This window comes from Bradyrhizobium sp. CSA207, assembly GCF_029051685.1.
Classification (GTDB): domain Bacteria; phylum Pseudomonadota; class Alphaproteobacteria; order Rhizobiales; family Xanthobacteraceae; genus Bradyrhizobium.
The window spans coordinates 92,661-116,684 of the sequence record NZ_JAACFT010000026.1; the positions used below are offsets into that span (position 1 = coordinate 92,661).

25 protein-coding genes are annotated in these 24,024 nt (G+C 64.1%); 16 read left to right on the forward strand and 9 right to left on the reverse strand.

What is annotated here, in order from left to right; translation table 11 throughout:
• Positions 1–54: 54 nt before the first annotated feature.
• The gene (locus GWG65_RS27330; RefSeq protein ID WP_275198664.1) at positions 55–975 is read left to right on the forward strand and encodes a LysR family transcriptional regulator; all 921 of its coding nucleotides are present in this window, start codon (positions 55–57) and stop codon (positions 973–975) included.
• 172 nt (positions 976–1,147) lie between these two features.
• Here the strand turns inward: GWG65_RS27330 and GWG65_RS27335 are convergent, their stop codons facing one another.
• On the reverse strand, positions 1,148–1,402 hold the full coding sequence (locus tag GWG65_RS27335; protein WP_275198665.1) for a hypothetical protein: 255 nt from the start codon (positions 1,400–1,402) through the stop codon (positions 1,148–1,150).
• 179 nt (positions 1,403–1,581) lie between these two features.
• Positions 1,582–1,989, reverse strand: coding sequence for a hypothetical protein (locus GWG65_RS27340; RefSeq protein ID WP_275198666.1), 408 nt, complete (start codon positions 1,987–1,989; stop codon positions 1,582–1,584).
• Between the two features lie 62 nt (positions 1,990–2,051).
• Between GWG65_RS27340 and GWG65_RS27345 the strand changes: the two genes are divergently transcribed.
• The 10 genes from GWG65_RS27345 (at position 2,052) to GWG65_RS27390 (ending at position 11,903) form a co-directional block, all read left to right on the forward strand.
• On the forward strand, positions 2,052–3,257 hold the full coding sequence (locus GWG65_RS27345; protein ID WP_275198667.1) for an OpgC domain-containing protein: 1,206 nt from the start codon (positions 2,052–2,054) through the stop codon (positions 3,255–3,257).
• Positions 3,258–3,332: 75 nt separating this feature from the next.
• Complete coding sequence (locus GWG65_RS27350; RefSeq protein ID WP_275198668.1) at positions 3,333–3,743, forward strand: DUF1622 domain-containing protein; 411 nt, start codon at positions 3,333–3,335, stop codon at positions 3,741–3,743.
• A gap of 235 nt (positions 3,744–3,978) precedes the next feature.
• Positions 3,979–4,683 (forward strand): Spy/CpxP family protein refolding chaperone, encoded by a 705-nt coding sequence (locus GWG65_RS27355; RefSeq protein WP_275198669.1) that lies wholly within the window; start codon positions 3,979–3,981, stop codon positions 4,681–4,683.
• A gap of 220 nt (positions 4,684–4,903) precedes the next feature.
• The gene (locus GWG65_RS27360) at positions 4,904–6,733 is read left to right on the forward strand and encodes a 2Fe-2S iron-sulfur cluster-binding protein (RefSeq protein ID WP_275198670.1); all 1,830 of its coding nucleotides are present in this window, start codon (positions 4,904–4,906) and stop codon (positions 6,731–6,733) included.
• A 1-nt stretch (position 6,734) separates the two neighbouring features.
• Positions 6,735–7,439: an iron reductase gene (locus GWG65_RS27365; RefSeq protein ID WP_275198671.1), complete on the forward strand. Its 705-nt coding sequence runs from the start codon at positions 6,735–6,737 to the stop codon at positions 7,437–7,439.
• Positions 7,436–8,212 carry a cytochrome c3 family protein gene (locus GWG65_RS27370; RefSeq protein ID WP_275198672.1) on the forward strand — a complete coding sequence of 259 codons (777 nt, stop codon included), beginning with the start codon at positions 7,436–7,438 and terminating at the stop codon, positions 8,210–8,212. The genes GWG65_RS27365 and GWG65_RS27370 overlap by 4 nt, the downstream gene beginning before the upstream one ends.
• A gap of 226 nt (positions 8,213–8,438) precedes the next feature.
• A complete protein-coding gene (locus tag GWG65_RS27375) occupies positions 8,439–8,813 on the forward strand; it encodes a hypothetical protein (RefSeq protein ID WP_275198673.1) in 375 nt (124 codons plus the stop codon).
• A 331-nt stretch (positions 8,814–9,144) separates the two neighbouring features.
• Positions 9,145–9,780: a sigma-70 family RNA polymerase sigma factor gene (locus tag GWG65_RS27380; RefSeq protein WP_275198674.1), complete on the forward strand. Its 636-nt coding sequence runs from the start codon at positions 9,145–9,147 to the stop codon at positions 9,778–9,780.
• A gap of 243 nt (positions 9,781–10,023) precedes the next feature.
• Positions 10,024–11,295 (forward strand): DUF2157 domain-containing protein, encoded by a 1,272-nt coding sequence (locus GWG65_RS27385; RefSeq protein ID WP_275198675.1) that lies wholly within the window; start codon positions 10,024–10,026, stop codon positions 11,293–11,295.
• Complete coding sequence (locus GWG65_RS27390) at positions 11,292–11,903, forward strand: GDYXXLXY domain-containing protein (protein WP_275198676.1); 612 nt, start codon at positions 11,292–11,294, stop codon at positions 11,901–11,903. The genes GWG65_RS27385 and GWG65_RS27390 overlap by 4 nt, the downstream gene beginning before the upstream one ends.
• A gap of 7 nt (positions 11,904–11,910) precedes the next feature.
• On the opposite strand, the gene GWG65_RS27395 is transcribed toward GWG65_RS27390, so the two are convergent.
• On the reverse strand, positions 11,911–13,329 hold the full coding sequence (locus tag GWG65_RS27395) for a PLP-dependent aminotransferase family protein (RefSeq protein WP_275198677.1): 1,419 nt from the start codon (positions 13,327–13,329) through the stop codon (positions 11,911–11,913).
• A gap of 108 nt (positions 13,330–13,437) precedes the next feature.
• Here GWG65_RS27395 and GWG65_RS27400 point away from each other — a divergent pair, with 108 nt between their 5' ends.
• Complete coding sequence (locus tag GWG65_RS27400) at positions 13,438–14,310, forward strand: DMT family transporter (RefSeq protein ID WP_275198678.1); 873 nt, start codon at positions 13,438–13,440, stop codon at positions 14,308–14,310.
• Positions 14,311–14,327: 17 nt separating this feature from the next.
• Here GWG65_RS27400 and GWG65_RS27405 read toward each other — a convergent pair whose 3' ends face one another.
• Complete coding sequence (locus GWG65_RS27405) at positions 14,328–15,263, reverse strand: LysR family transcriptional regulator (protein WP_275198679.1); 936 nt, start codon at positions 15,261–15,263, stop codon at positions 14,328–14,330.
• A gap of 94 nt (positions 15,264–15,357) precedes the next feature.
• Here GWG65_RS27405 and GWG65_RS27410 point away from each other — a divergent pair, with 94 nt between their 5' ends.
• Positions 15,358–16,212, forward strand: a complete 855-nt coding sequence (locus tag GWG65_RS27410) for an NAD(P)H-dependent oxidoreductase (protein WP_275198680.1) — start codon at positions 15,358–15,360, stop codon at positions 16,210–16,212.
• Between the two features lie 20 nt (positions 16,213–16,232).
• Here the strand turns inward: GWG65_RS27410 and GWG65_RS27415 are convergent, their stop codons facing one another.
• Positions 16,233–17,441, reverse strand: a complete 1,209-nt coding sequence (locus GWG65_RS27415) for an EAL domain-containing response regulator (RefSeq protein WP_275198681.1) — start codon at positions 17,439–17,441, stop codon at positions 16,233–16,235.
• Positions 17,442–18,182: 741 nt separating this feature from the next.
• Positions 18,183–19,346, reverse strand: coding sequence for a hypothetical protein (locus GWG65_RS27420; RefSeq protein ID WP_275198682.1), 1,164 nt, complete (start codon positions 19,344–19,346; stop codon positions 18,183–18,185).
• A gap of 341 nt (positions 19,347–19,687) precedes the next feature.
• Between GWG65_RS27420 and GWG65_RS27425 the strand changes: the two genes are divergently transcribed.
• On the forward strand, positions 19,688–20,308 hold the full coding sequence (locus GWG65_RS27425; protein ID WP_275198683.1) for a helix-turn-helix transcriptional regulator: 621 nt from the start codon (positions 19,688–19,690) through the stop codon (positions 20,306–20,308).
• Positions 20,309–20,401: 93 nt separating this feature from the next.
• Here the strand turns inward: GWG65_RS27425 and GWG65_RS27430 are convergent, their stop codons facing one another.
• The 3 genes from GWG65_RS27430 to GWG65_RS27440 all read right to left on the reverse strand — a co-directional run bounded on the left by GWG65_RS27430 (position 20,402) and on the right by GWG65_RS27440 (position 21,969).
• Positions 20,402–20,650 (reverse strand): hypothetical protein, encoded by a 249-nt coding sequence (locus GWG65_RS27430; protein ID WP_275198684.1) that lies wholly within the window; start codon positions 20,648–20,650, stop codon positions 20,402–20,404.
• A 98-nt stretch (positions 20,651–20,748) separates the two neighbouring features.
• The gene (locus GWG65_RS27435) at positions 20,749–21,117 is read right to left on the reverse strand and encodes an Hpt domain-containing protein (RefSeq protein ID WP_275198685.1); all 369 of its coding nucleotides are present in this window, start codon (positions 21,115–21,117) and stop codon (positions 20,749–20,751) included.
• Between the two features lie 156 nt (positions 21,118–21,273).
• Positions 21,274–21,969 carry a Crp/Fnr family transcriptional regulator gene (locus GWG65_RS27440; protein WP_275198686.1) on the reverse strand — a complete coding sequence of 232 codons (696 nt, stop codon included), beginning with the start codon at positions 21,967–21,969 and terminating at the stop codon, positions 21,274–21,276.
• A gap of 395 nt (positions 21,970–22,364) precedes the next feature.
• On the opposite strand from GWG65_RS27440, the gene GWG65_RS27445 reads away from it, so the two are divergent.
• A complete protein-coding gene (locus tag GWG65_RS27445; RefSeq protein ID WP_275198687.1) occupies positions 22,365–22,742 on the forward strand; it encodes a response regulator in 378 nt (125 codons plus the stop codon).
• 505 nt (positions 22,743–23,247) lie between these two features.
• On the forward strand, positions 23,248–24,024 hold a 777-nt coding region (locus GWG65_RS27450; RefSeq protein ID WP_275198688.1), incomplete at its 3' end, for an Hpt domain-containing protein.

Here is a 24,024-nt window from a genome sequence, read left to right on the forward strand (position 1 = left end):
TTGCATTTGAGATTTTCATTAACAATCCAGAATAGAGAGATATATTTATAAGCTATGCTGATAGATCAACTCGACCTGAAACAACTCCGCGCCTTCGTCCGTGTCGTCGAGACCGGCAGCTTTAGTGCCGCGGCGCGCGCGCTCGGGATGTCGCAATCCGCCGTGAGCCAGGCGGTGCGCCAGCTCGAGGACGGATTGCGGGTGCGGTTGCTCGACCGGACCACGCGAAAACTTCAGCTCAGCAAGGTCGGCGCGGATTTCATGCCGGGCATCCAGCGCCTGCTCGCCGATCTCGACCGCCAGCTCCAGGATCTGCGCGACCTGCGCGAGCACCGCCGCGGTCACGTCACCGTCGCCTGCGTACCGTCAGTGGCGCTGCGGCTGATGCCGCGCGTGCTCGCGGCGTTTCAGCGCGAGCACCCGATGGTCGCGGTGACGTTGAAGGAGATTTCACGGCACCAGATCTTTGCCGTGCTGCGTAGCGGCGATGCCGATCTCGGCATCGCCAACGTCCCTGGCGACGATCCCGAGCTCGACGCCACGCGCCTGCTCGTCGACAATTTTGCGCTGGTGATGCGCCGCGATCATCCGCTCAGCGAGCGCGAGGCCGTGAGCTGGGCGGAAGCGTCGAAAGCAGGCCTCGTGGTGATGGCAAGCGGCACCGGCATCCGGCTCGAAATCGAACGCAGTGTTGCCGAGCTCGGTCAGGGCACGCCGATCCACGAGGCGGAGCATCCGGCGACGCTGCTGGCGCTGGTCGAAGCCGGCGTTGGCGTGGCGCCATTGCCGAGTCTCGCCTGGCCCGAGGCCAGCCATCCCGTGCTGACCTGGCGCAAGCTGGTCGATCCCGTGATCGAGCGCGAGCTCTATCTGATCTGGCGCATCGGCCGCGACCTGTCACCCGCGGCGCGCGCGCTGCAGCGCGGCATTCTGGCGGGCGCGCAAGCGATCCGCGAGCGAAGCCTGGCCGGTTGATCGCGGTCTCGAACTGCGATCGATTGCGCTTCGGGGCTCGCTTCGCCCCCGGTCACTTGTCGGGGCCGCCTTCAACGCTCCGCGCCCCAGAGCCGCGGCTCGATCGAACGCGTCACGTCGGAGCGCGCAGCGATCCTGCAATTCCCGGAATTGCAGGATCGACGGGCGATGATCACTGGTCCTTCTTTGGCCCCATGTGATGCGGGACTTCGGTCTTCGGTCCGCCGCTGTAGTGGTGGCTGCCGCCCGATCCGTTCTTGGCCTCCATGCTCTCCTTTTTCCCCATATGATGAGGGACTTCGGTCTTCGGTCCGCCGGAATAGTGATGGCCGTTCTTCTCTTCGTTTGAGGAGCTCGTCTGCGCCATGGCCGGGAGCGCTACGAAGGACATAGCAGCAGCGGCGATGATCAGCTTGTAGGAACGCATTTTGTTTCTCCTGTCGACCTTGCTGGTCTCTAGCAATCAAACCAGGTGTTTGACCGAGCACAACCAAACCGGAAGGCAGGCCGCGCAGGTTGAGACAGATCAAGCGACCTCTCGCGGCATCGTTCCCGCAGATGCGCAAATCGTCGAGTTGAAGCGGTCGACGGCGACGACCGATATTCTTACAGAAAAAAATTCATTTCATATTGCAGAATTGCGGGCTCGATCTCGCATGTGGATTCTCCAGGCGTTCCGGCGAGTCTCGGCGTGAATATCGCCACGCTGGCGGAATTTCGAGCCCGCGACGACTCAATCATTAGATCATCGCGATCGCCGTCACCGTGGCTGCGCCGAAGTTTGTCGCGGCGGCGAAGGTTGATTTTCATTACAGGTCCCAAGTGCCGCAGCTTGCGGTGAGGCGTGTCGCACGGCAGGCGCTTCTGCGGTCTGGCGTTGAGCTGGACGTGGTCGTGATGACGACGATCGCGTCGATTCATTACGCGGCCAGACGAAAAATAGATTCGGCTGGCGCTGCTCTCTCGTTTGATGTCTGTCAAACGCGCGCCGGTGGAGTGACCTAGCGTCGCCATGCTCGTTCGCCAGCGAATCCACGAGCGACTTCCGCGCCATCGAAGAATTGGAGACCGCGACATTGACGGACGAGAGCATTGACCGCGCGCCCGGTTGGACCTTGCAGGTTGCGGTTCTCGTGCGCCGCCGCGTCTGGGAAGCCATTACCGTCCGATCCGCGCTGCCGAGGTCCGAACGCGACGTGCGCCTCGATCTGTTTCGCGGCCTGGCGAACTGGCTGATCTTTCTCGGACACATTCCGGATACGCTGCTCGCCTGGTTTACAACGCGCAATTACGGCTTCAGCGACGGAGCTGATCTGTTCGTGCTGATCTCCGGCTACACCGCGACCTTCGTGTTCGGCAGGATCATGTCGGAGCGCGGCTTCGTCATCGGTGCGACAAGGCTGCTGCGACGGGTGTGGCAGCTCTATGTCGCTCATCTGCTCCTGTTCTTCCTGTATCTCACGGCCGTGCACTACCTTGCGCACAGGTTCGACGACCTGCACCTGATGGATCAGTTCAACGTCGCGCCGCTGATGAACTTTCCGGTCGAGACGCTCTCGCAGGGCCTGGTGCTGAACTTCAAGCCGCTCAATCTCGACGTCCTGCCACTCTACATTGTGTTGATGGCGACATTTCCCGTTGTGCTCTGGTTCATGCTGCGCTGGCGCAACGCCGTGATGATCGTCTCGGTCGGCTTCTATCTGGCCGCCCGCCATTACGGCTGGCACTTCGCGTCCTATCCGGCGGGGGTCTGGTATTTCAATCCGTTCACTTGGCATCTGCTGTTCGTGTTCGGCGCCTGGCTCGCGCTGGGGGGAGCGACAGCCAGCCGGGACCTGCTGCACTCTCGTATTCTCCGTGTCTTTTGCGTCGGCTTTCTCCTGTTCGCGCTCGTGGTGACGCTCGCCGAGCGTATCCCCGAATTGCGCGAGCTTATTCCCGACGGCGTGGCCGGGATCTTCATTCCAAACGACAAGACCAACCTTGCTCCGTATCGTGTGATCCATCTGGCAAGCCTTGTGTTCATCGTCGTCTGGCTCATTCCGATCGATTGGCCCGGCCTGAAATGGCCGATCTTCAAGCCGCTGATCAGATGCGGTCAGCAGTCGCTGCCTGTCTTCTGCGTGGGCCTGTTCCTGTCGTTCATCGCGCATTTCCTGCTTGAGCTCGGATCAGAGGGAGTCCTGGCCCAGCTCATGGTCGGTGCCGCCGGACTCTGGATCATGACGATCGTCGCCGAATACCGAACCTGGTCGAAGCGGGTCGACAAGGATCTTCCTTGAGGCGGAAGACCGAAAGGGCAGAGCGATGAGGGATGAAATCGGCTTCGCGTCTTGGGAGCATGCGGGGAGTTGCGGATGATAACTTCCGAACTGATATTTACCGAGCAGACGCAGGGCGCCATCCTGCATGGCGTTCACTGGATTGCGTCGGTGATCGAACTGCTTGGCGTGGTCGTGATCGTGTGCGGCGTCGCTGGCGCGACGGTGTGGTCGTTTGGCGAAATGCGGCGTGGACGGTTCACCGATGCGCTCCGCTCGTATCGCGCTAGTCTCGGCCGCGGCATCCTGCTCGGCCTGGAGTTTCTGATTGCGGCCGACATCATCGGGATGGTCGCGATCGTGCCGTCATTCGGACGGCTTGGCATATTGGCGCTGATCATCGTGATTCGTACGTTCTTGAGCTTCTCGCTCCAGATCGAGATCGAGGGTCGTTGGCCTTGGCAACGGCGCGCAGTGGCCGACGATGCGGATCGGGTCGGCCTATGAGTTCTCAACTGCCGATGGTTTGTTTGTCCCGATGGACGATCCGTGGACCGCGGCGGCCTGCAATCGTGAGTTGGCCTGTGTGGAGGCGGCATGCGGCTCAACACTCACAGCCATCGCTCACGCACGTAATGTTTGAGGCGATCGCGCGTCTATATGGTCTGCGCCTCGACATGCGCACCGTCCGCCGAGCCCATCGGGCGGCGACAATCAGCATCAAAAACCTGGAGACGTAACTATGACTCACCTGAACAAGATCTTTCTTGGCTCGGCCGCACTTGTCGTCGTGGCACTCGCTCCCATCGGGGCGCCGGCGGCGAGCGCCGCCGCTGCCGATCGCTTGCAGATTGCGATGATGGACGACGACAAGATGCCGATGAAGCCCAACCAGTCCAATTCCCCGAACATGAACATGGGCCCATCCGGCGGCCAGCCGCAGAACATGGGCGCAGGCCCCATGAACGACGACAAGATGAAGACGCCGGGTCAGACGCAGGATTGCCAGGGCACCGGCTGCCAGCAGAACTCCGGTATGATGCAGATGATGCAAATGATGGAGAAGATGATGCGTGGCCATATGAGTTCATCTTCCGGCGCCGGTGCCGCGAGCGGGCCGACGGATGTCACGGAGCGGCTCGAGGGACGGATCGCATTCCTCAAGGCCGAGTTGCAGATCACCGACAAGCAGCTTGCCAGTTGGAGCAGTCTGGCGGATGCGTTGCGTTCCAGCCGCGAGCATCTCCTGGAAGCACGCAAGCTGCTGGCGACGGATGACAAGATGGCCGGCACCGAACGGCTCGAGCACTATGAGCGGCATCTGTCCGAGCGCCTGGAGGCCATCAAGTCGGCTCGCTCCGCGTTCAACCAGCTTTATGCGTCGTTGAGCGAGAGCCAGAGGCAGACGGCGGACGCGATCCTGCTGCCTCTGATTGCTACGTTCTGATGATCCCGTCGCGGGGCAGAAGCCATGTCGGGATCGCTTCTCGAATGTCGGCGCGGCCTTAATGCGCTTGCTGTTCTGGCAAGCTGCCTTGCAGTGAGCGCGGTCTTTGCTGGCGACTTCGGATCGGGCGGCGTTCCCGACCGCAGGCCGCTGGCCGAGCAGGCCAGCCGAAGCTGGAAGTCGGCCCAGGCGGAGGACGGCCACGCGGCGCACCATCCGGATGCATCCGGTTCGGGCGGGCGAGGGGGCGTTGCACCCCAATGGTCCGGCGAATCCGGGCAGTGGTCGCTCGTCGGATGCTTCGGGTGATGCCGGCGCCGGCATGATGGGCGAGATGATGGGGCGCCCGCGCAAGGAGCTCTATCCGTCATTGATGGAGATGCCGGTGCTCTCCCCGGAGCAGCGGCGCAATCTCGAGTCCCAGGCGCGTGGGCGGATCAACGGCGAGATCGACGGTATCGCTGCGGCCGAAATGGATCTGCGCCATGCGATCGCCGCAGGCGATGTGGTTGCGGCCGATCGGGCGTCGGGGCGGATTCGCTATGCTCTCGATGGGGTTCAGAGCGGCGTGACCGTGCTGCGGTCGCTCATTGAAGGGATGTCGCCGCCGCACATCGCGCAAAACTGGTTCAAGGCGCAGATGAACCTCCGTCCTCAGCTAGCGCTCGTCGATACGGACGGGATGCTGGGAGTCTCCTGGTTTCACGTTGCGACGATGGCGCTGCTTGCAATCTTCTCCGCGGGGATGCTCGCGGTCTATGTCGCGCGAATGCGGCGGGCCAACGCGCTGGTCGATAGGCTGATGCGTGTCCCGGCGCCGACGTCGTCGCCCGCGTCCTCCCCATCGGACGGTGCAAGCAGCGTAACGTCGGCAACGAGCCGATCCGGCGCGGGTGGAGGTGGATTGCCGACCCTGGACAAGGTCGGCTCTGCACCGGACCTCCACCGCGGCCCGGCGAGACCTGGCGAGTTCTGGAAGGGGAAGCTCAGGATCGCCGCCATCTACCCGGAAACGCCAGGCGTAAAGACGTTTCGCCTCCAGGCGGCGGACGGCGGCTGCATCCCCTTCTCGTTTCTGCCTGGCCAATTTCTGACCTATGCCGCGGAGATCGACGGCAAGACGGTCAGGCGCTCCTATACGATCGCCTCGTCCGCCGCCCGGACCGCCTATGTCGAAACCACCATCAAGCGCGAAGATGGCGGGCTGTTTTCCGACTACATGCACGACAAGGTCAGGGAAGGCGATCTGCTCGACGTCATGGGGCCCTCCGGTGCCTTCACCTTCACCGGCGCGGAGGCCGAGAGCGTGGTGCTGATCGGCGGCGGCGTCGGCATCACGCCCCTGATGGCGGCGATCCGCTATCTCTCGGATATCGCGTGGCCGGGCCAGATCGATCTGGTCTACGGCGCGCAGACGACCGAGCAATTCATCTTTCGCGATGAGCTGGAATATCTGCAGCGAAGAATGACCAATCTGCGCGTCGCTGCCACCATGGTGCGCGCGGCGGGCACGTCGTGGATGGGGAGCGAAGGCCAGATCACGGCCGACTTCCTGCGCAGAGCCGTTCCCGATCTGGCAAAGCGCCGCGTTCACCTGTGCGGTCCGCCGGGAATGATGGAAGCGGTCAGGAAGACGCTGGGCGAGCTCGGCGTGCCGCCCGCGCAGATCAAGACCGAGGCCTTTGGGCCTGCCCGCGGCGCCGTTCCTCCTCCGGGAAAGGCCGTCGTCGAGATGCCGACGCCCAATGGCGACGGCGGTCGTGAAGTCGCAGCGGCGATCGGCCCGGCGACGGCATCCATCCGCTTTGCCAGGTCCGGCAAGGTCGCGCCATTGCCCCCGGACAGGAGCGTTCTCGAGGTGGCCGAGAACGTTGGTGTACCGATCGACTATTCCTGCCGCGCGGGCGTCTGCGGCATCTGCAAGACCCATCTGCTCGAAGGACATGTCACGATGGAGATTCAGGATGCACTGACGGAGGACGACAAGAGCAAGGGCATCATCCTGGCGTGCCAGGCAAAGTCGGTCGGAAATCTGGTCGTCGAGGCCTGATATGGGCGAACGCGAGCGCCTGATCGTCGATGTCGTCCTGGCGGGCCTGTTGTTTCTGGTCCCCGCCTTCCTGTTTCACAGTGATGACCGATTTGCGGGAAGCCTGGCAGGATTTGCCCTCGGCGCATGCGCCGCAGCCTTGATGATTCTCCTTCTGATCTATCCGCTTGCGAAGTACAGCGAGGCCCTGAAGGGGCTCGTGACCCGCGTGATGTCGATGCGGATCCTCTTGAGCTTTCACGTCTACGCGGGCATCGTCGCAGCCTTCGTGGCCCTGCTGCACACCGGCCACAAGTTTCACAGTTCGCTCGGCATCGCGCTGATCGCCAGCATGCTGACCGTGGTGGTTACCGGATTCGTCGGGCGCTACTACCTGCCGCGGACCGCCGCCGAGATTCGCACGCAGCAGTCCCGTCTTGCGACGCTGAGGACTGCTTACGATCGAACGGCGCTGATACTGTCCTCGCTCGATACGGCAGCCTCCGATGGCGCTGCCGTGAGCGCCGCGGCCCTGCAGGACGTGCCGCTGCTGCAGCTCGTCGACGGCATTTCCGATCTTGAATACGCCATCGAATCTCATGAATCGGTCAAGCGCGTCTTCATGCAGTGGATCGGCCTTCACGTGGTTGCGGCCATCGCGATGTATGCGCTGCTGGCGCTCCATGTTGCCGCTGAGATCTATTACGGGCTGCGGTGGCTGGCGTGAGCGCGCGGAACATCCTCTATGCGGTGGTCGCGACGTTGGCCGTTGCCGGCGTGGCGGCCGTATCCATCGGTCTGTATCGCGGCGGTTCTCTGGCGGTCTCGGGCTGGACCGAAATCGTCGCTCCAGGCCGCCTTTCCGAACGGCACGCGTTTCTATCCGACAGATGCGAGAGCTGTCACACGCCAACCAAGGGCGTCGAAGCTACCGCCTGCATCACTTGTCACACGACCGCCGCCAAGGAACTGGGCCGGCAATCGACAGCTTTCCACGCCACCAGCCGGGAATGCCGCGGTTGCCACCTTGAACACCGGGGCGGTGTCCGTCCAACCGCAATGGACCACACTTCTCTTCTGCGGACAGGGGCGTTTTGGCAAGGCTCGGACACGTCCACCCAGGCCATCGCCCATCAAATGGCAGACGATCTCAGACGGTTTCTCAGCTTGCCCAAGCCTGACGAACGGGAAAGAGCGGCTCTCGACTGCGCCAATTGTCACAGCAATCGGGAGCCGCATCGTGGACTGTTCGGGCGGGAATGTGCGGGCTGTCACGGGCTCGAGTCCTGGCAGATCGCAGGGTTCCTGCATCCGTCGCCGACGTCGAAGGAGTGCGCCCAGTGCCATCAGGCGCCACCGAGCCACTACATGGGGCATTTCATCATGATGGACCGGATGATCACCGGCCAGGAGCATGCCACGGTGACTCAATGCTTCCTGTGCCACAGGACAGACTCGTTCAACGACATCAAGGATGTCGGCTGGTTTAAGCATCACTGACGGGCATGCGACGGTAACGGCTGCCGTTTATTACAGTCGAGGAGAGTAGATTTTATCTAGAAGCTCTTGCTCCCGGCTCTGGCGCTGTGAAGTTACCCTGCGCAAGCCATCACGGCGGATCGCGCATCGTTTTTGGTTGGCGGCCCGTGCAACCACGACTATATGTTCCAGGCTTGGAGCGACTGGCAGCGAGATGAATGGCCTGAGAGTGTCAAGGCGCAGATGGTTGGGGTGGCTTGTCGCCGCCGCCTATCTGCTCGCGTCGATGACACCATCACTCGCGATCGCCGTTCCGGTCGATCTGTCGATGCACTGTGCGGATGAACTCGTGGCCGGACATGAGCACGAGCATGCGCATGGCGCATTGGCGCCGCATTCGCATGATGCCGCAATGGCTGCGGATTGTGACGACGATCAGGACAAACCTGGCGGGCGGCATGCCAGTTGCTGCGGCTCTGTGCTGTGCTTCAGCGCAGTTTCTCCTCAAGCTCCCTCGTTCGTGCAGTTCGCTGCACCACGATCGCTCTGCGCGTCCGTGCCCGACCTGATGGGCGATGACGGTACCTGCAGCCGGCATTATCGGCCCCCCATCGTCGCCTGAGATAGCACCCGGATATTGGGCCGCCGCGCTCCGCTCAGGGGCGTAGCTCCTCGTATTTCACAGCTTCTCAGGGAACCAATATGCCTATGCATAGGGTGGCGGCGCGCGCCGCCGCATCGACTCTGCGCGCAAGCGATGCACACATGAGCGTCAGGCCCGAACTCGCCATCACATGGCGCGCCGCCCAGCATCGCTTCAGGGAGCTATCGCGCGCCCGGCTCTGTCACGACCGACCCGTTCGCAGGCGGGGCGATCACGATGGTGTTCCGCATCTCGGCCCGGCCATGACGACGCGTCGGTGTGGCCTCGCGGCCGATGTCGGGAAGCTGGCATGCAAGGACAGCTCGCCATGACATCCCAAAGCGAAAAGCCACCGGGGCCGTCCGCGACCGTCGCCCTGGAGTCGGACCATATGGTTCGGGCCGCCCTGGTGGGGAGCTACGATCGTCTCCGGAACTACCTGCAGAGGCGTTTCGGCACGCAGGCGGAAGCCGAGGAAGTGTTGCAAGCGTTTGTCCTGCGCGCGCTCGAGCGCGCCACCGATATTCGCGACGCGGACTCGGTCCGCGGCTGGCTAAGCCGGGTGCTGGCAACCACGATAGCTGATTTTCACCGCCAGACGTCGAAGAGCAAATCGAGGGAAGCGCCGTTTCCAAGCGAACTGAATGATCGCCTCGCCGCCGATCAGGGCACCGAGGGGGACTCCATCGTCTGCGAATGCCTTTACGCGCATCTCTCGCTATTGAAGACGGAGCATGCCGAAGTCATCAGAAGGGTAGACCTTGCGGGCGAATCGAGGGAGGCGGTCGCCGCGGATATTGGGGTGACCGTCAACAACCTCACCGTTCGTCTTCATCGCGCCCGTCAGGCGTTGAAGGAGCGCCTCGAACAGACCTGCGTTGTTTGTCTCGAGGAAAGCTTCTGGGAGTGTCGATGCGCTGATAGCCGGGGCGGAGGTCCGTTTTAGACCGAAGCAAATTCACCTTCCCGTCGATCCCATGCGAAGCGGCCCACTGTCGTGCTGCGGAGCAACCGACAGCTTGGTTCCCCTACAACCTGAGCGGTGATAGGCTTCATCGCGCTGGCCGGGCATCGTCTGCGCGACAGCGCAGGTCATCGCGATGTCGACGGTACCGTCTCCCGGACGGCAGCAGCGCGGTCGGACCTGGCAAAATGCCGCCGGCGGGCGGGGAGCCGGTGATCCACGACGATGTTCGACAAAACCTACAGGCAGCACCTCGAAGCTGATCTTGCGCAATGGGAAGCCGATGGCGTGATCGCGCCGACGGCCGCAGCCGGTATCCGCAATGCGCTGCCGCCGCTCTCGCCCGGCATCAACATCGCGGTGGTCGTCGCCATCGTTGGCGGCCTCTTGATCGCGGCCGCATTCCTCGCTTTCGTCGCTGCGCACTGGACTGAGATCGCGCGGCTGTTGCGGTTCTCCATGCTGATTGCCGGCATGGTCGTCGCCGGCGGTCTCGGAGCCTGGTTCGCCGCGACGGGCCGCACCGTTCTTGCCGATCTCTGCGCCAGCATCGGTGCGATCATATTCGGCGCGGGCATCGCTTTGGTCGGCCAGATGTACCATCTCGGCGAGGACTTTGCCGGCGGCATGCTGCTGTGGTCGATCGGCGCGTTTGCTACAGCGCTGCTGACCGGGTCGCGCGGCGCCCTTGCCGTTGCACTCGTGGCCGCCGGCATCTGGACCTGCATGCGGAGCTATGACGCGCCGGGTGCCCTACATCTTCCGTTCGTAATGGTCTGGCTGATCGCCGCCGGTCTCGCGTTTGCGTGGAATTCCCGCGTCGCAGCCCATCTCGTCGCGATTGCCGTGCTTCCGTGGTGGATCGCGACGGCGCTTCGCTTCGAATTCGATGGCGCCCAGCCGTCATTCGTGCTGGCGAACGGTGCGGCCCTGCTGTTCGGTGCCGGGCTCGCGATCGGCGCCGCGCCGTCGCCGAGGGCGCTGCGGCTCGGGACCGTTCTGTCGATTTACGGAGCATTTTCGCTGGCCGTTGTGGCCGGGCTGGAGGTGACAACGGTCGACGACATCATCCGGATTCGGGATGGCTCTGCTCCAACCCAGCCGCTTTGGGCGATCCTGTGCGGGGTTATGGGTGTGATCCTCGCGTTTGTGTCTGCCAAGATCACCAGCCGGATCGGTGAAGCCGTTGCAGGATGTGCGATCGGGCTCGTCCTGGTTGCGGCGCCGATCTGGCCGGCGTCTCAGGCGGGTGATCCCTGGCTCGCTTATGCGGCCCTGCTTTGCGCGATGCTGTGCCTTGCCGTCTCCGGCATGCTTGACGAGGTGCGTCCGCGAGTCGTCGCCGGCTGGCTCGGGATCGCCGGCGTCATCGCCGGCATCACCTGGGCGGTGAAGGGCTCGCTGCTGCGCCGCTCGGCCTTCCTTGCCGCGGCCGGTGTCGTCACCGTTGCGGTTGCGACGGCGCTCAATCGCGCGCTGCCGAGAACCGACAAATGATCAAGCCCGCCGCGCCCCTCATCGCACTCTGGCAGCGCATTCCGAAAGCCGTGCTGTTCGGTGTCGCCATCCTGGTTCAATGTGCGCTGCTGATCCTGATGGTCGCCGATCGCATGCAGATCCTGCGCGGCGGCACCGAGGTGACCTTGCAGACGCAGCCCGTCGATCCCCGCGATCTCCTGCGCGGCGACTATGTCGTGCTCCGCTACGACATCTCGCAACTGCCGGCAGGCGCGCTCGCCGGCCAACCGGCCGCCGAACGCAATCCCGTCATGTTCGTCAAGCTCGCGCCCAATGCCAGCGGTCTCTACGAGGCGGTCTCGGTGCACGCCGAGCCCGTGCCGGTGACGGCTCCCGAGGTGCTGATCCGCGGCCGCCTCGCCTATGGCGCGTCCTGTGGCTCGCCCCGACGCGCCTTCTGCGACAAGCTGACGATCCACTACGGCCTGGAAAGCTATTTCGTGCCCGAAGGCGAAGGCAGGAAGCTCGAGCAGGCCCGCAACCAGCAAAAGCTGCGGGTGGTCGCTTCCGTGCTGCCGTCAGGGCGCGCCGCCATCAAGCGGCTGCTGCTCGACGGCCAGCCGGTCTATGACGAGCCCTGGTATTAGCGGCGGGTCATCCGGCCCGCGCCCTCAACGCCCGCCGCATCACGTCCCACATCCGCGGATCGTTCGATTGGGCCACGTTGAAGCGCAGGAAGCTCGTTGCCGTCTCCGATACGCTGAACACGTTGCCCGGCGCGAGCACGACATCCTCTTCGAGCGCCGCGCGCGCAACCTGCGTGGCATCCCGTTCGCCGGGCAGACGACACCAGAGGAAGAACCCGCCGCGCGGCATCAGCCAGGGCTCGAGTCCCAACCCCTGAAGCTTGCGCGCGACCTCGCGCCGCGCCCGCGTGAGCCTTTGCCTGAGCTCGTCCATGTGCTTGCGGTAGCTGCCGCCGGCCAGAACGCCCGCGATGATTGCGGTCGCGACCGGGCTGGGGCCGCCAAAACTGGTTGCGACCTGGAGGTCGACGAGGTGCTCAATCCAATCGGCGCGCGCGGCGATATAGCCGCAGCGCACCGACGCCGACAGCGTTTTGGAGAAGCTGCCGATGCGGATCACGCGGGCTAGCCCGTCGAGCGCGGCAAGGCGCGGCGAGCGCTCCGGCTCGAAATCGCCAAAGATATCGTCCTCGATGATGGTCAAGTCGTGCGCCGCGGCCGCGGTGAGCAGCCGGTGCGCGGTCGGAAGCGACAGCGTCGCGCCGGTCGGATTGTGCAGCGCTGAATTGGTGATGTAGAGCCTGGGACGTTCGCTGGCGAGGATCGCTTCGAAGCGCGCGACGTCCGGGCCTGACGGCGTGTAGGGCACGCCGAGGATTTTCACCTGATGCGCGCGAAGCAGCGCGCGAAAATTGAAATAGCAGGGATCATCGACCAATACCGTATCGCCGGGACGGAGCAGGAAACGGCAAACGAGATCGGTGGCCTGCGTGCCCGAGCCCGTCAGCACGAGCTGGTCGATCGACGCCTCGATCGCGTCTTCAGTGAGGCGCGCGAGCAGCAGCCGGCGCAGCGCCGGCGCACCGCGAGTGCTGCCATAGTCGGTTAGCAGGCTCGCATCGGCACGCGCGAGCGCGCGCACGGCACGGCGCAACGCTGCCTCCGGCATCCAGGCCGGCGGCAGCCAGCCGCAGCCGGGCTTTGGCACCGCGGCGTCGGCATCAAGCGACTGCCGCGACACCCAGAACGGATCGACGGCCCGGTCCCGGCGCGGCTCGACCTCCGCAAGCGCCAGCGGCGGCATGACCGTCGGCGACACATAGAAGCCCGCGCCGCGACGGGCGCGGATCAGGCCTTCGGCGGCGAGGCGGTCATAGGCTTCCACCACGGTGGAGGGCGAGACGCTCATGCTCGCAGCAAGGCTGCGGATCGACGGCAGGCGGTCGCCGGAACCGAGTGCGCGGCCCGCGATCTTGGCGCGGATCGCGCTGATCACGTCGACGGTCCGCGTTCCGCTCCGCCCCTTCGTTCGCGCCTCGCCGTCCAAGCTGTATTGCCTTCCGTACCAATACAATTTTGCTAGATTGTACTGGATTGTCGCTGGTTTCGCCACCGGTTCGGGGCGAGGATCGCCGCCCGAAAATAGCGAGGCGACATGCAATCCGCGGGCGGTGGTTGGGGTAACGGGCTCCCGAATGGTCTTTTGGGCGTCATCATCTTCAGCGCTTCGCTGCCGGCAACGCGTGTGGCGGTCGGCGGCTTCTCCGCGCTATTCCTGACCTCGGCCCGCGCCGTCATCGCCGCGCTGCTGGGGGCAGCTGTGCTCGGCCTGCTCCGTCAGGCGCGGCCCGAGCGCAACGATCTTGCGTCGCTTGCCATCGTCTCGCTCGGGGTCGTCATCGGCTTTCCCCTGCTGACGGCGCTCGCGCTCCAGCACATCACCTCTGCGCATTCGATCGTCTTCATCGGCCTGCTGCCGCTGTCGACCGCGGTGTTCGGGGTGTTGCGTGGGGGCGAGCGGCCGCAGCCGCTGTTCTGGCTGTTCGCGGTTCTCGGCAGCGCCACGGTGGCCGGTTTCGCGCTGACCAATGACGGCACCGCGTCGGTCACCGGTGACCTGCTGATGGTGGCCGCGATCGTGCTGTGCGGACTCGGCTATGCCGAAGGCGCCGCGCTGTCGCGTCGCCTCGGCGGCTGGCAGGTGATCTCCTGGGCGCTGTTGCTGGCACTGCCATTGATGGTGCCGGTCGCGGTTTGGACCTGGCCCTCGACATGGGCCGGCGTCAGCGTCCCTGCCTGGATCGGGCTCGCCTACGTCTCGATCTTCAGCATGTTCGTCGGCTTCATCTTCTGGTATCGCGGGCTCGCGACCGGCGGCATCGCGCGCGTAGGTCAGTTGCAACAGCTGCAGCCGTTCTTCGGTCTGGCGCTTGCCGGCTTGCTTCTGCACGAGCCGGTTGCATGGAGCATGATTGCTGCGACCGCGCTTGTGGTGGTCTGCGTCGTCGTCGCGCGGCGGTTTGCGTGATGCAAATTCACGGGGCCTTACTTCTTGCCCGGCTGCGGCTTTTCAATGCCCGGCAGCCGCGCGATCTCCTTGGCGAGAAAATCGACCAGCAGCCGCACCCGCGCGATGCCGGACCGATCCGGTACAATCAGCATGTTGAGCGGAACGGAAGGCGGCGCGTAGTCCGGAAGCACGAGCTCGAGTCTGCCGGCGGCAACAAGGTCCCCGACGAGCCAAAGATGGGCGGGCGCAATACCGCGACCGGCCGCGAGCGCCTCTCGTGCGGCAAGCCCATGATCCACGCGCAATCGTCCGGCGAACGGGACCACATGGCGGCCGCCGCGGCGTCCGTGCAGCACGAGCACGTCGCTGCCGGCGATGTTGGACATCCTGACTCCCTCGTGGTTGGCGAGGTCCTGCGGGCGCGTGGGCCTGCCGCGCGTGGCCAGATAGTCCGGGGCGGCCACGAGCACCCGCCCTGACTGACCAAGCCGCTTGAGCTTCATCGAACTGTCGGTAAGCGGCCCCAGACGCAGGGCAACATCGACACCTTCCCGCACAAGATCGATCCGCTCGTCCGTCAGGCTGAGATCCACCGCCACGTCCGGATAACGGTCCTGGAAGGCGAAAATGAAACGGCTGACGTGGAGCACGCCAAAGGCCGCGGTGCAGGAGACGCGTACAGTTCCGGCGGGCCCGCCGCGCGTGCTGCGCGCCTCGTCGCCCGCCTGCTCGACCAGGCGCAGGATCTGCACGCAGTCGGCGTAGTAGCGGCGCCCCTCCTCCGTCATTCTCACACTGCGCGTGGTCCGCGTGAGCAGCGGCACGCCGACGGCTTGCTCCAGCTCCCGAATGTGCCGCGTCACTGTCGATTGGCCGTGACCAAGCTCGCGTGCGACCGCGGACAGGCTTCCCCGCTCGGCGACCCGCACGAAGCTGCGCATGCGCTCGAGCGTCACGTCCGATCTATCCATTTTCCGGCACAATCCTATCCATTGTCTACATCTACCGAATTGCGATCGGGCGCGCTACCTGGTCCGGGGAAATCATCAAACCCGTGGTGCTGATATGAAAGTCTTGATCGTCCTCGCTCATCCCGAACCGCGCTCCCTCAACGGCTCGCTCCGCGATATTGCCGTCAGAGAGCTCGAGGCCAAGGGCCACGAGGTGCGGGTGTCAGACCTTTACGCGCAGGGTTGGAAATCGGACGTCGACCGCGCCGACTTCCCGTCGCTGCCGACGGAGGCGCGGCTGGCGCCCGCCGCAGCCTCCAAGCAGGCGTTCGAGTCCGACACGCTCACCGCCGACGTCAAGGCTGAGATCAAGAAGCTGCTGTGGGCGGACGTCCTGATCCTGCAATTCCCGTTGTGGTGGTTCAGCATGCCGGCGATCCTCAAGGGCTGGGTCGACCGCGTGTTCGCCTACGGTTTCGGGTATGGTGTCGGCGAGCACAGCGACAAGCGGTGGGGCGACCGTTACGGCGAGGGCACGCTAGCCGGCAAACGCGCGATGCTGATCGTGACGGCCGGCGGCTGGCAGGAGCATTATTCGGCCCGCGGAGTCAACGGGCCGATCGACGACCTGCTGTTCCCGATCAATCACGGCATTCTCTATTATCCGGGGTATGACGTCCTTCCGCCGTTCGTAGCCTATAAGGCCGACAAACTCGACGAAGCCGGTTTCCAGGCGATTGCCGAACCTTTGCGCGAGAGGATGAGGACGCTTGCGACGACCCCGCCCATTCCTTATCGATGCCAAAATGGCGGCGATTACCTGATTCCGAGCATGCAGCTCCGCACGGGGCTCGAGGATTCCGGCGCGAACGGTTTCGCGCTTCACGTCGAGCAGGCCGAGGCACGCAGCCCGGGTGGTGAGGCGAGCTCCATGCGGTCGACGACGGATGTGCGCGCGGTAACAGCGTAATTTCCGGCCCGCGAACGACATCACTCGATCACCGTCCGCGTCAGCGTGCTCCTCGCAAATTTCTTCAGCGGCATCGGCTTGCCGAACAGAAAGCCCTGCACGAGGTCGAAGCCGAGCTCGTTCGCCGACACGAGGTCGGCGCGGCTCTCGACGCCCTCGGCAATGGTGCGCACGCCGTAGCCCTGCGCGAGCTCGACGATGTGGCGGCACACCGTTCGCTTCAGGCGGTCATCGCCGCAGCCGGTGACGAAGTGCCGGTCAGCCTTCAGCTTCATAAAGGGAATTTTGTCCAGACCCATCAGCTCCGGCCAGTTGGCGCCGAGATTGTCGATCGACAGGCCGATATTGTGGAAGCGCATCTCGCGGGCGGCCTCGGTGAGAAATTCGAGATCGCGGATCGCCTCCTCGCTGGCGATCTCGATCGTCAGTCCGCCGAAGGCCGGATGCGTCGGCACGCGGCGGCAGAGATCGCGCACGGCCTGCGGCTCCTTCAGGTAAGGCGCGGGAAGGTTGATCGAGAGATCGACCGGGCTCTGCCGCTCCAGCAGGTAGTGCCAGTCCTGCACGGCCCGCTCGATCACGAACTCCGACAGGTCGCGGAAGTGCGGGTCGTGCGGCTCGGGGATGAAATAGGCGGGCGGCACCACGCCCCAGGTCGGATGCCGCATCCGCACCAGCGCCTCCGCGCCGCAGCGGACCAGCGTGCGCGCATCGATCTTGGACTGATACCAGAGCTCGAGCCAGCCCGCATGCAGGGCCTCGCCGACATGCACGGCCGGGCTCGGCGCCGGCTCCTCCGGCAGCAGCATCGTGACGCGCTCGCGCAGTGTCTCGGCTGCGAAGGGCGTGGTGAGCGGCGGCAGCATCGCAAGCCCATATTCCTCGCCGACCTGCTGCACAGCCTTGACGATGATCGACTCGCGGGCGCCGACCGCCAGAACCTTGCCGTCGAATGCTTCGCGCACCAGCGTCTCCAGAAACCTTCCCGGCTCGATGCCGTCGGGGGCGATGCCGAGCAGGATCAGGTCCGGCAGTTCGTTTGTCAGCACCGCCTGCAGCTCGTCCGCACTGCTGCATTCGGTGGTGACGAAGCCGAGATCCTCGAGCACCTCGGCGAGAAACGCGCGCAGATGGCGCTTGCCGTCGGCGACGCAGGCGCGCGGCGTCACCTTTCGCCGTCCGAAGGTGACGGTCCTTCGTGCAGCGAGTTCAACAATCCCATCGTCCATCGTAAGCCACTCCCGTTCCGTGACGGTGTGTTAGCGATGGGGGTAGCTTCAAATATGGAGACTTCCGCGCAATTGTTGAATTGTCCGGGTAACGTTAAAGCCCGCATCACGTCTAAAATTGTCTGGATCCTGTTGAAGAACTTTTCACGCCTGTCCTCGCGTTGCGCGCGGCGGTGCGACAATCTCACGAGATTTCCTCAAGACGTGGCGCGTGCAGGCGCCACAGCTGGTGTCCTGCAATCGGACGAAGCGATCCGTGCTTCGCCCAATTGAATAACGGCGGTATTCGATTATTGGCGACCCTGTGATCATAAGCCGGAGAGAACTCGTCGCGAGCCACTTCGATCGCTCGATGCGATGCTGCGGAGGGTAGAAGCGACACGCTTGGCCGGGCCGAACTCGCTCTCGCGCGATGCGCGCATATTACGGCTACGCCAGTGACAGTTACGCGACGGCTCGTCCGAACGCGGCGGGCTCAGTGTGAAGCAGCTCACACGCGCGTTGCTGCACTTGCGCTAATGGTCACCGCGGCCGGGAGCGGGCTGTCGAAGGATCGCAGCAATGACGACGCGGCGAAAGATATATTGGTGGTTCAGGTTCGTGCTGTCAGGACGATTTCTCGATCGTTTCCTCAGCCTGCCGCGCGAGCCGCGCTAACGCGCCGTATTGTTTGCGCATGATCCTGCCGGAAAGCCACTGCGCACTTTGCGCTAACACGGCCCTTCGGGTCCGGGTCGTGCTCTAGCTTTGTCCGAGCAGCTTTCGAAACACCGCCGCGCCGTCCTGCACCGCGTCGCGGCCCTTCCAGGCCAGATAGCTGAGCTTGCCGCCGAGCGTGTCGTGACTGCGCAGACGGCGCGAGCCGAGAATGTGGCCGACATTGGAGGGGAAGCGGCTGACTTCGGCGGACACCAGCGCCGCGATCGCGTCCATCAAGTGCTGGAGCCGGATGCCCCATTCGGACTGGTCGAGGCCGTCGATGCGGACCTTGAGTGCATATTCGGTATCGTAGATCTCGGCGAGCAGGTCGCGCGCAACGAGCACCCGGTTGTTGCGGAGGGCGACGCGAAGCGCGAGGCGCTTGTCGTCGAGCCGGTCCAGCACCATCGGGACGACGCAAGCATAGGGCGTGGCGGCGACGTCGGCGGCGCTCTTGCTGGCGGCTGACTTGGTGGCGAGGCGCACCAACTGCCAGGATGTCTTCAGGCGCCTCGCCAGCAGCGCCAGCGCAAAGGGTAGCGTGTGCGGGTGGGATTTCTTGAAAGCGTCGAGCTGTGCGGTGATCTGCGCGACCTGGCCATCGTCGAATTTCGCGATCTTCTCGGGCAGCTTGTCGTCGAACTTCCGCAGCGCATCGCCGGCGCGCAGCACGTGCAGTATCTTCGCCACGTCGTCGAACGCGGTGCGCGACGCCGTGTATTGTGCGAGCTTGCTTCGCGCCTGCTCGGCGCCGTCGGGCGAGGCCAGGATGTTTTCGAGAACCTTCACCACCTTGGTCTGGAAGGTCGATGCGACCTTCAGCACTTCCTTGGGATTGTTGGCCGCGACCTGATCATTGATCGCTTTGATGTAGTCGCGCGCCATGGTCGGCAGCAGGTCGCGGCAGATCCACTCCCAGATCGGGGTCAGCGTGTTGCGCGAAATCCGTCCCGCATTGGCGTGCTCGGGTGCGCCGTCGATCAGCAGCAGTTCGATCGGCGCAAAGAAATAGCGCGAGGGACTGGTGGCGCGCGCCTGGCTCGACCCGTCCTTCCGAAACTCGGCTCTCAATTTGGCCTGGACCTCGGACGAGCCCGGCATGTCGACGCCGCACAGCTCGAGCCGCTCGAGTTCGCTGAGCAGACAACTGCGCGATAGCGGCGTCAGTCTCTGCAAGAATTCCGATAGTTGGTCGACCTCATTCATGGCACGCAATCTTCCGCAGCGATTCCCGCAGGCCTGCCGGTCCAATGCGAGGAGGCATTTGCGCGCTCTCAATTGCGACATAGAGAAGCAAGTCGCCGTTAATTTATCCGTAAAATCCGGGGGCGGCGGACATCCGGCATTGCCGCGATCGTTAAGACGATCTTCGCTTGTCTTCCGGCGATGCGGGCGGATTTATCAACCCTTGCGTAGTGCGGCGGGATTTTGTGCAAGCATAAATTGTGCCGATGCCGGCATTTTGGCATAAAACTGACAAAATCACCGTAGTCTTACGGAGCAAAAAGTTAACCACAGATGACCCCGGGTTCCGATAAACGAGTGACATGGAGTCACAGAATGATACGGCCGCTGATTCGCTGCCGTCGGATTGGTACGAAAGCAGCGCTTCTCCTCCTGAAGAGCTCGACTTCGTCCGGCTCAATGCTGCCCGCGCCAAGGCGGCCGACGAGATGGCCGCCGCCATCGCCCGCGAGCTCAACGGTCCCCTGACTGCGCTCCTGCTCTACATGGGCGAGATCAAGCATCACAGCGAACAGCTCGCCCCGGTCTCTGGCGACCGCGCCTATTTGCAGCGGGTGGTGGAGAATGCGCTGGCGCAAACCGAGCGCGTTTGTGGCCTGGTCAAGCAGCTTGCCGGCTCTCACAAGGGGGACTTCTCCCAGTCGTCCTTGACGGGGAGTGCGGAATCGAAGGCCGGCCGCTTGCCGCAGCCGGCGCACATCAAGGGCCCCGAAGTCTCGAACTCGGGCCAGAAGCGGCTGACCAAGCGCGAGCGCGAGGTGCTCGGGCTGATCAGCGAGGGTTATTCGAACAAGCAGGGTGCGCTGCGGATGCAGATCAGCCCGCGCACGTTCGAGAGCCATCGCGCCGAGGCGATGCGCAAGCTCGGCGCGCGCAACACCGCGGACCTTGTCCGCGCGGCGCTGATGCATTCGATCGATTGAGGTCCTTGTCTTGCGCCGCAGGGCGGCAGCACGGCCAAGACTTGCGACAAAACTTGCGACAAGACTTGCAAGAGCCTTGGAACCCGATCGCGCTCAGAAATAGTCTTCGGAGAACGGACGCACGCGTGAGGTCGGCCGCAGCTGCTTGGGCTCTTCCTTCGGCGCACTCGGAATGATCGTGATGATCCAGCGCGGGGGGATGCTCGAGTCCTGCTCCAGCACCGAGCGCACGAAACCCGTCACCGTCGATTCACCCGCCTGTACTGTCGCCATCCGGCCGTTGAACTGAGCGATGCGGAAGCGACGGACTTCTTTCTGGTCCGCAGTCTCATAGGTGAACATGGAAACCCTCCTGGTTTCCCGCGACTATCGCGACCTATGATTAGCCATCTGTGAAAATCCTAAACCGTAGTAGTACGGCGGGCTTCCGCGCGGGGTCGTCAGTCCTCCGGTTCCTGCTGTCGCGCGGCAGCGTAGGCCGCATCCATCCGCGCCAGGAGATCGTAAAATTCGGCCTCGCCGAGCGTCTCTGCGGTGTTCTCCAGCGCCAGCGCCAGCGCCGCGAGCCGGAGATAGCCGAACGTGCTTGCTGTGCTCTTGAGCGAATGTGCTTCGCGCGCAAACCTGGCGCGGTATTGCTCCAGTCCCAAGGTACGAAACAGTTTCAGGCGCGCGCAGGTCTCGCTCCAGAACACGGCGCGGACTTCGCCGGCGCCGTCCTCGCCAATCTCGCGCACGAGAGCATCGAACGCATTTGGTTCCAGCAGCGGCTCGGCATCGAGCGCAGTGGCGAAAGTGGCTTGAAACATGGCTGCGCCCCCGATTGCCCGTCGTGATGCGCATCGCGAGCCCTCGGCGCGAAGCGTTCGGGTGATCTACGCCATTCCGATTTCGGTTCCGGTAGCGCGACGCGTGGAGTTTGCAGGCTGCCGTCAGCAGTTGGTTTACCATGTGCCTGCGCCGCGTCAGCGCCCGAGCAACCTGTCATACTGCGCCTTCACCGTGGCGTAGCATTCGCACGCAGTCTGCCGCAGCCCATCCAGGTTGAGGATCTGGATGTGTCCGCGGCTGTAATGGATGAAATTGGCCTGTTGCAGCGTATTGGCAACCAGCGACACGCTGTTGCGCCGCGCCCCGATCATTTGCGCCATCGCCTCCTGGGTCAGCTGCAGGCGGTAGTCGCCGGACAGGTCGTGGGTGTGCAACAGGCAGCGCGCCAGCCGCGCCTCGACGGGATGGGCGGCGTTGCAGCCCGCGGCCTGCTGAACCTGCGCGTAGACTGCCAGCCCGTGGCGCGTGAGCAACGTCCGCAGGGCGGTGCTCTGATCGGCGGCGACGCGCAACCGGTCGAGGTCCATCGCGGATGCAACGCCGGGGACCAGCACGACTGCCGTGTTCAATGCGCATGCATCGCCCATGATCGAGAGCGTCCCGAGCAGGCTGTCGCGGCCGATCATGGCCACCTGCACATGCTCTCCCTTGGCGAGCTTGACCACCAGCGAGATGACGCCACGGTGAGGAAAATAGGCGCGACTGAGCGTGTCACCGGCCTCCACCAGCACCGCGTCGTAGGGTAGATCGACCGTGCGCAGATGCGGGCGGATCAGTTCATAATCGTCTGCCGACAGCGCGGACAAGAAACCGTTGGCTGGGCGCACCATTGGTTCCAAAGCTGCCTCCCGTCTCCCGAGCCGGCGAACCGCGTGACGCGAAATCGCTCTTTGGGCGATTAAGTTCCATCATGTTCTCGTTGGGATATATTGGCAATTGGGACAAGATGTCCGGCTCCGGATGTTTGCTCACGCCGCACTGTGCGTAACCAGGATGCGGCACGATTGCGTCAGGGCTTTCACAGCGGGGTTCCCAGCATCGCCACCTCGATCAACTGTCCTTCGGACAGGTCCATGGTGATCGAAACGTATCCGCCGTGCGTGACGTAGACGTGCTTTAATGCGCCGCTCACCCCGCCCAAGACAGTTCCCTGACCATTTCAATCGTGGGCGAGATGGGGCGCAGCAGATTAAAGCCTGCCGCATCGAGCATTTGCAGCAACTGGTTGAGTGTGTGGCCGCTTGCAGTCTATCTCCAGCGAAATAATTTTCGCGTGACGATTGCCGACGGCGGTGACGTTGGGCTTCGCGCGCTCGAAAACCTGCGGTTCGATCTGATGATTATCGATATCTTCATGCCGCATATGCGAGGGTTCGAATCGATCCGGATCTTCCACGAGCGCGCGCCGGCCATTCCGCTGATCGCCATGTCGGGCTACGCGTTCGCAAATCTGAATTCGCCCGCGCCCGACTTCCTCCGGATGGCGCTGGAGCTCGGTGCGGCGCGCTGCCTGCGCAAGCCGTTCACGCCGGCGGCACTGCTTGCCGCCATCAGCGAATGCCTGTCGGAGCACAGCGACGTGATTTCGGCGCGTCTCGGTTAGCATCTCGCCGCCGGCGGCGGGCCTGCGGTAAGGCTTCGTTTACCTTGCCTGAAGATCGTGCGCGCCGCCTGCGCCGGGTCTGATGTCGTGGCCACGACAGACGCCGGATGCCGGCAGAGCCGTGCCGCTCGCGTGCCAGACGCGCATCCGCTGCCACGGCCGCAGCTTTTCCGGACACCTCGCACCGCCGTTAGCCGCGCGTTTACCCAAAGCGTCTTCGTGCCGGAAACGACGGCCCGGTTTTGCCGAAACGCGCCAGCCCCGGCAGTCAAATGGCAAACTTGTCTTCAATCTCCGTATTAGCACGGAGGCTGAAATTAACGTGGCCGTGAAATGGGATGTCTAACGATTTAGGGTGAGGGCGTCCGTCAGTTTCGAAGGATCGTGCAGGTGACGCGCGCGATGCCCTCCGCTTGGCAAAGCTGCCGGTCGCGAACGGCCGCCACGGCCGACGAGATCAAGGGCCGAGTTTCGGCCGCGATTCCAGGTTAGTAAGGCGTATCGCATGGATGATCTGTTGCGGGAGTTTCTGACGGAGACCAGCGAGAGCCTGGACACCGTGGACAATCAGCTGGTGAAGTTCGAGCAGGAGCCGAACAACGCCAAGATCCTGGACAACATCTTCCGCCTGGTTCACACCATCAAGGGCACCTGCGGCTTTTTGGGCTTGCCGCGTCTGGAAGCGCTGGCGCATGCCGGCGAGACCTTGATGGGCAAGTTCCGCGACGGCATGCCGGTGACCGGGCAGGCGGTGACGGTGATCCTGTCCTCGATCGACCGCATCAAGGAGATTCTGGCCGGGCTGGAGGCGACCGAAGCCGAGCCCGAGGGCACCGACCGCGACCTCATCGACAAGCTGGAAGCGATGGTCGAGCAGGGCATGGCCGTCATGGCGGCGGGGATTGCCGCGGCTCCCGTTGCTGAAGCGCCGCCGCTGGTGCCGGAAGCGCCGGCTGAAGTGGAAGCTGCGCCCGCCCGCCAGGGCGCGCTGATCGACCAGACCCTGGAGCGGCCGCTGCGTCCCGGCGAAGTGTCGCTGGACGAGCTGGAGCGCGCCTTCCGCGAGACCGCGATCGAAGCGCCGGTGCCTGTCGCCAAGGTTGAGCCCGCGCCTGCACCGGCCGTGGCAGCTGCCGCGCCCGTCGCCAAGGCAACCGCCAAGGAGACAAAGCCCGCCAAGGACAAGCCCGCGGCCAAGAAGTCGATGGCGGACGAGGTGGCCGCCGAGGGCGACCGCATCGCCAACCAGTCGATCCGCGTCAACGTGGATACGCTGGAGCAT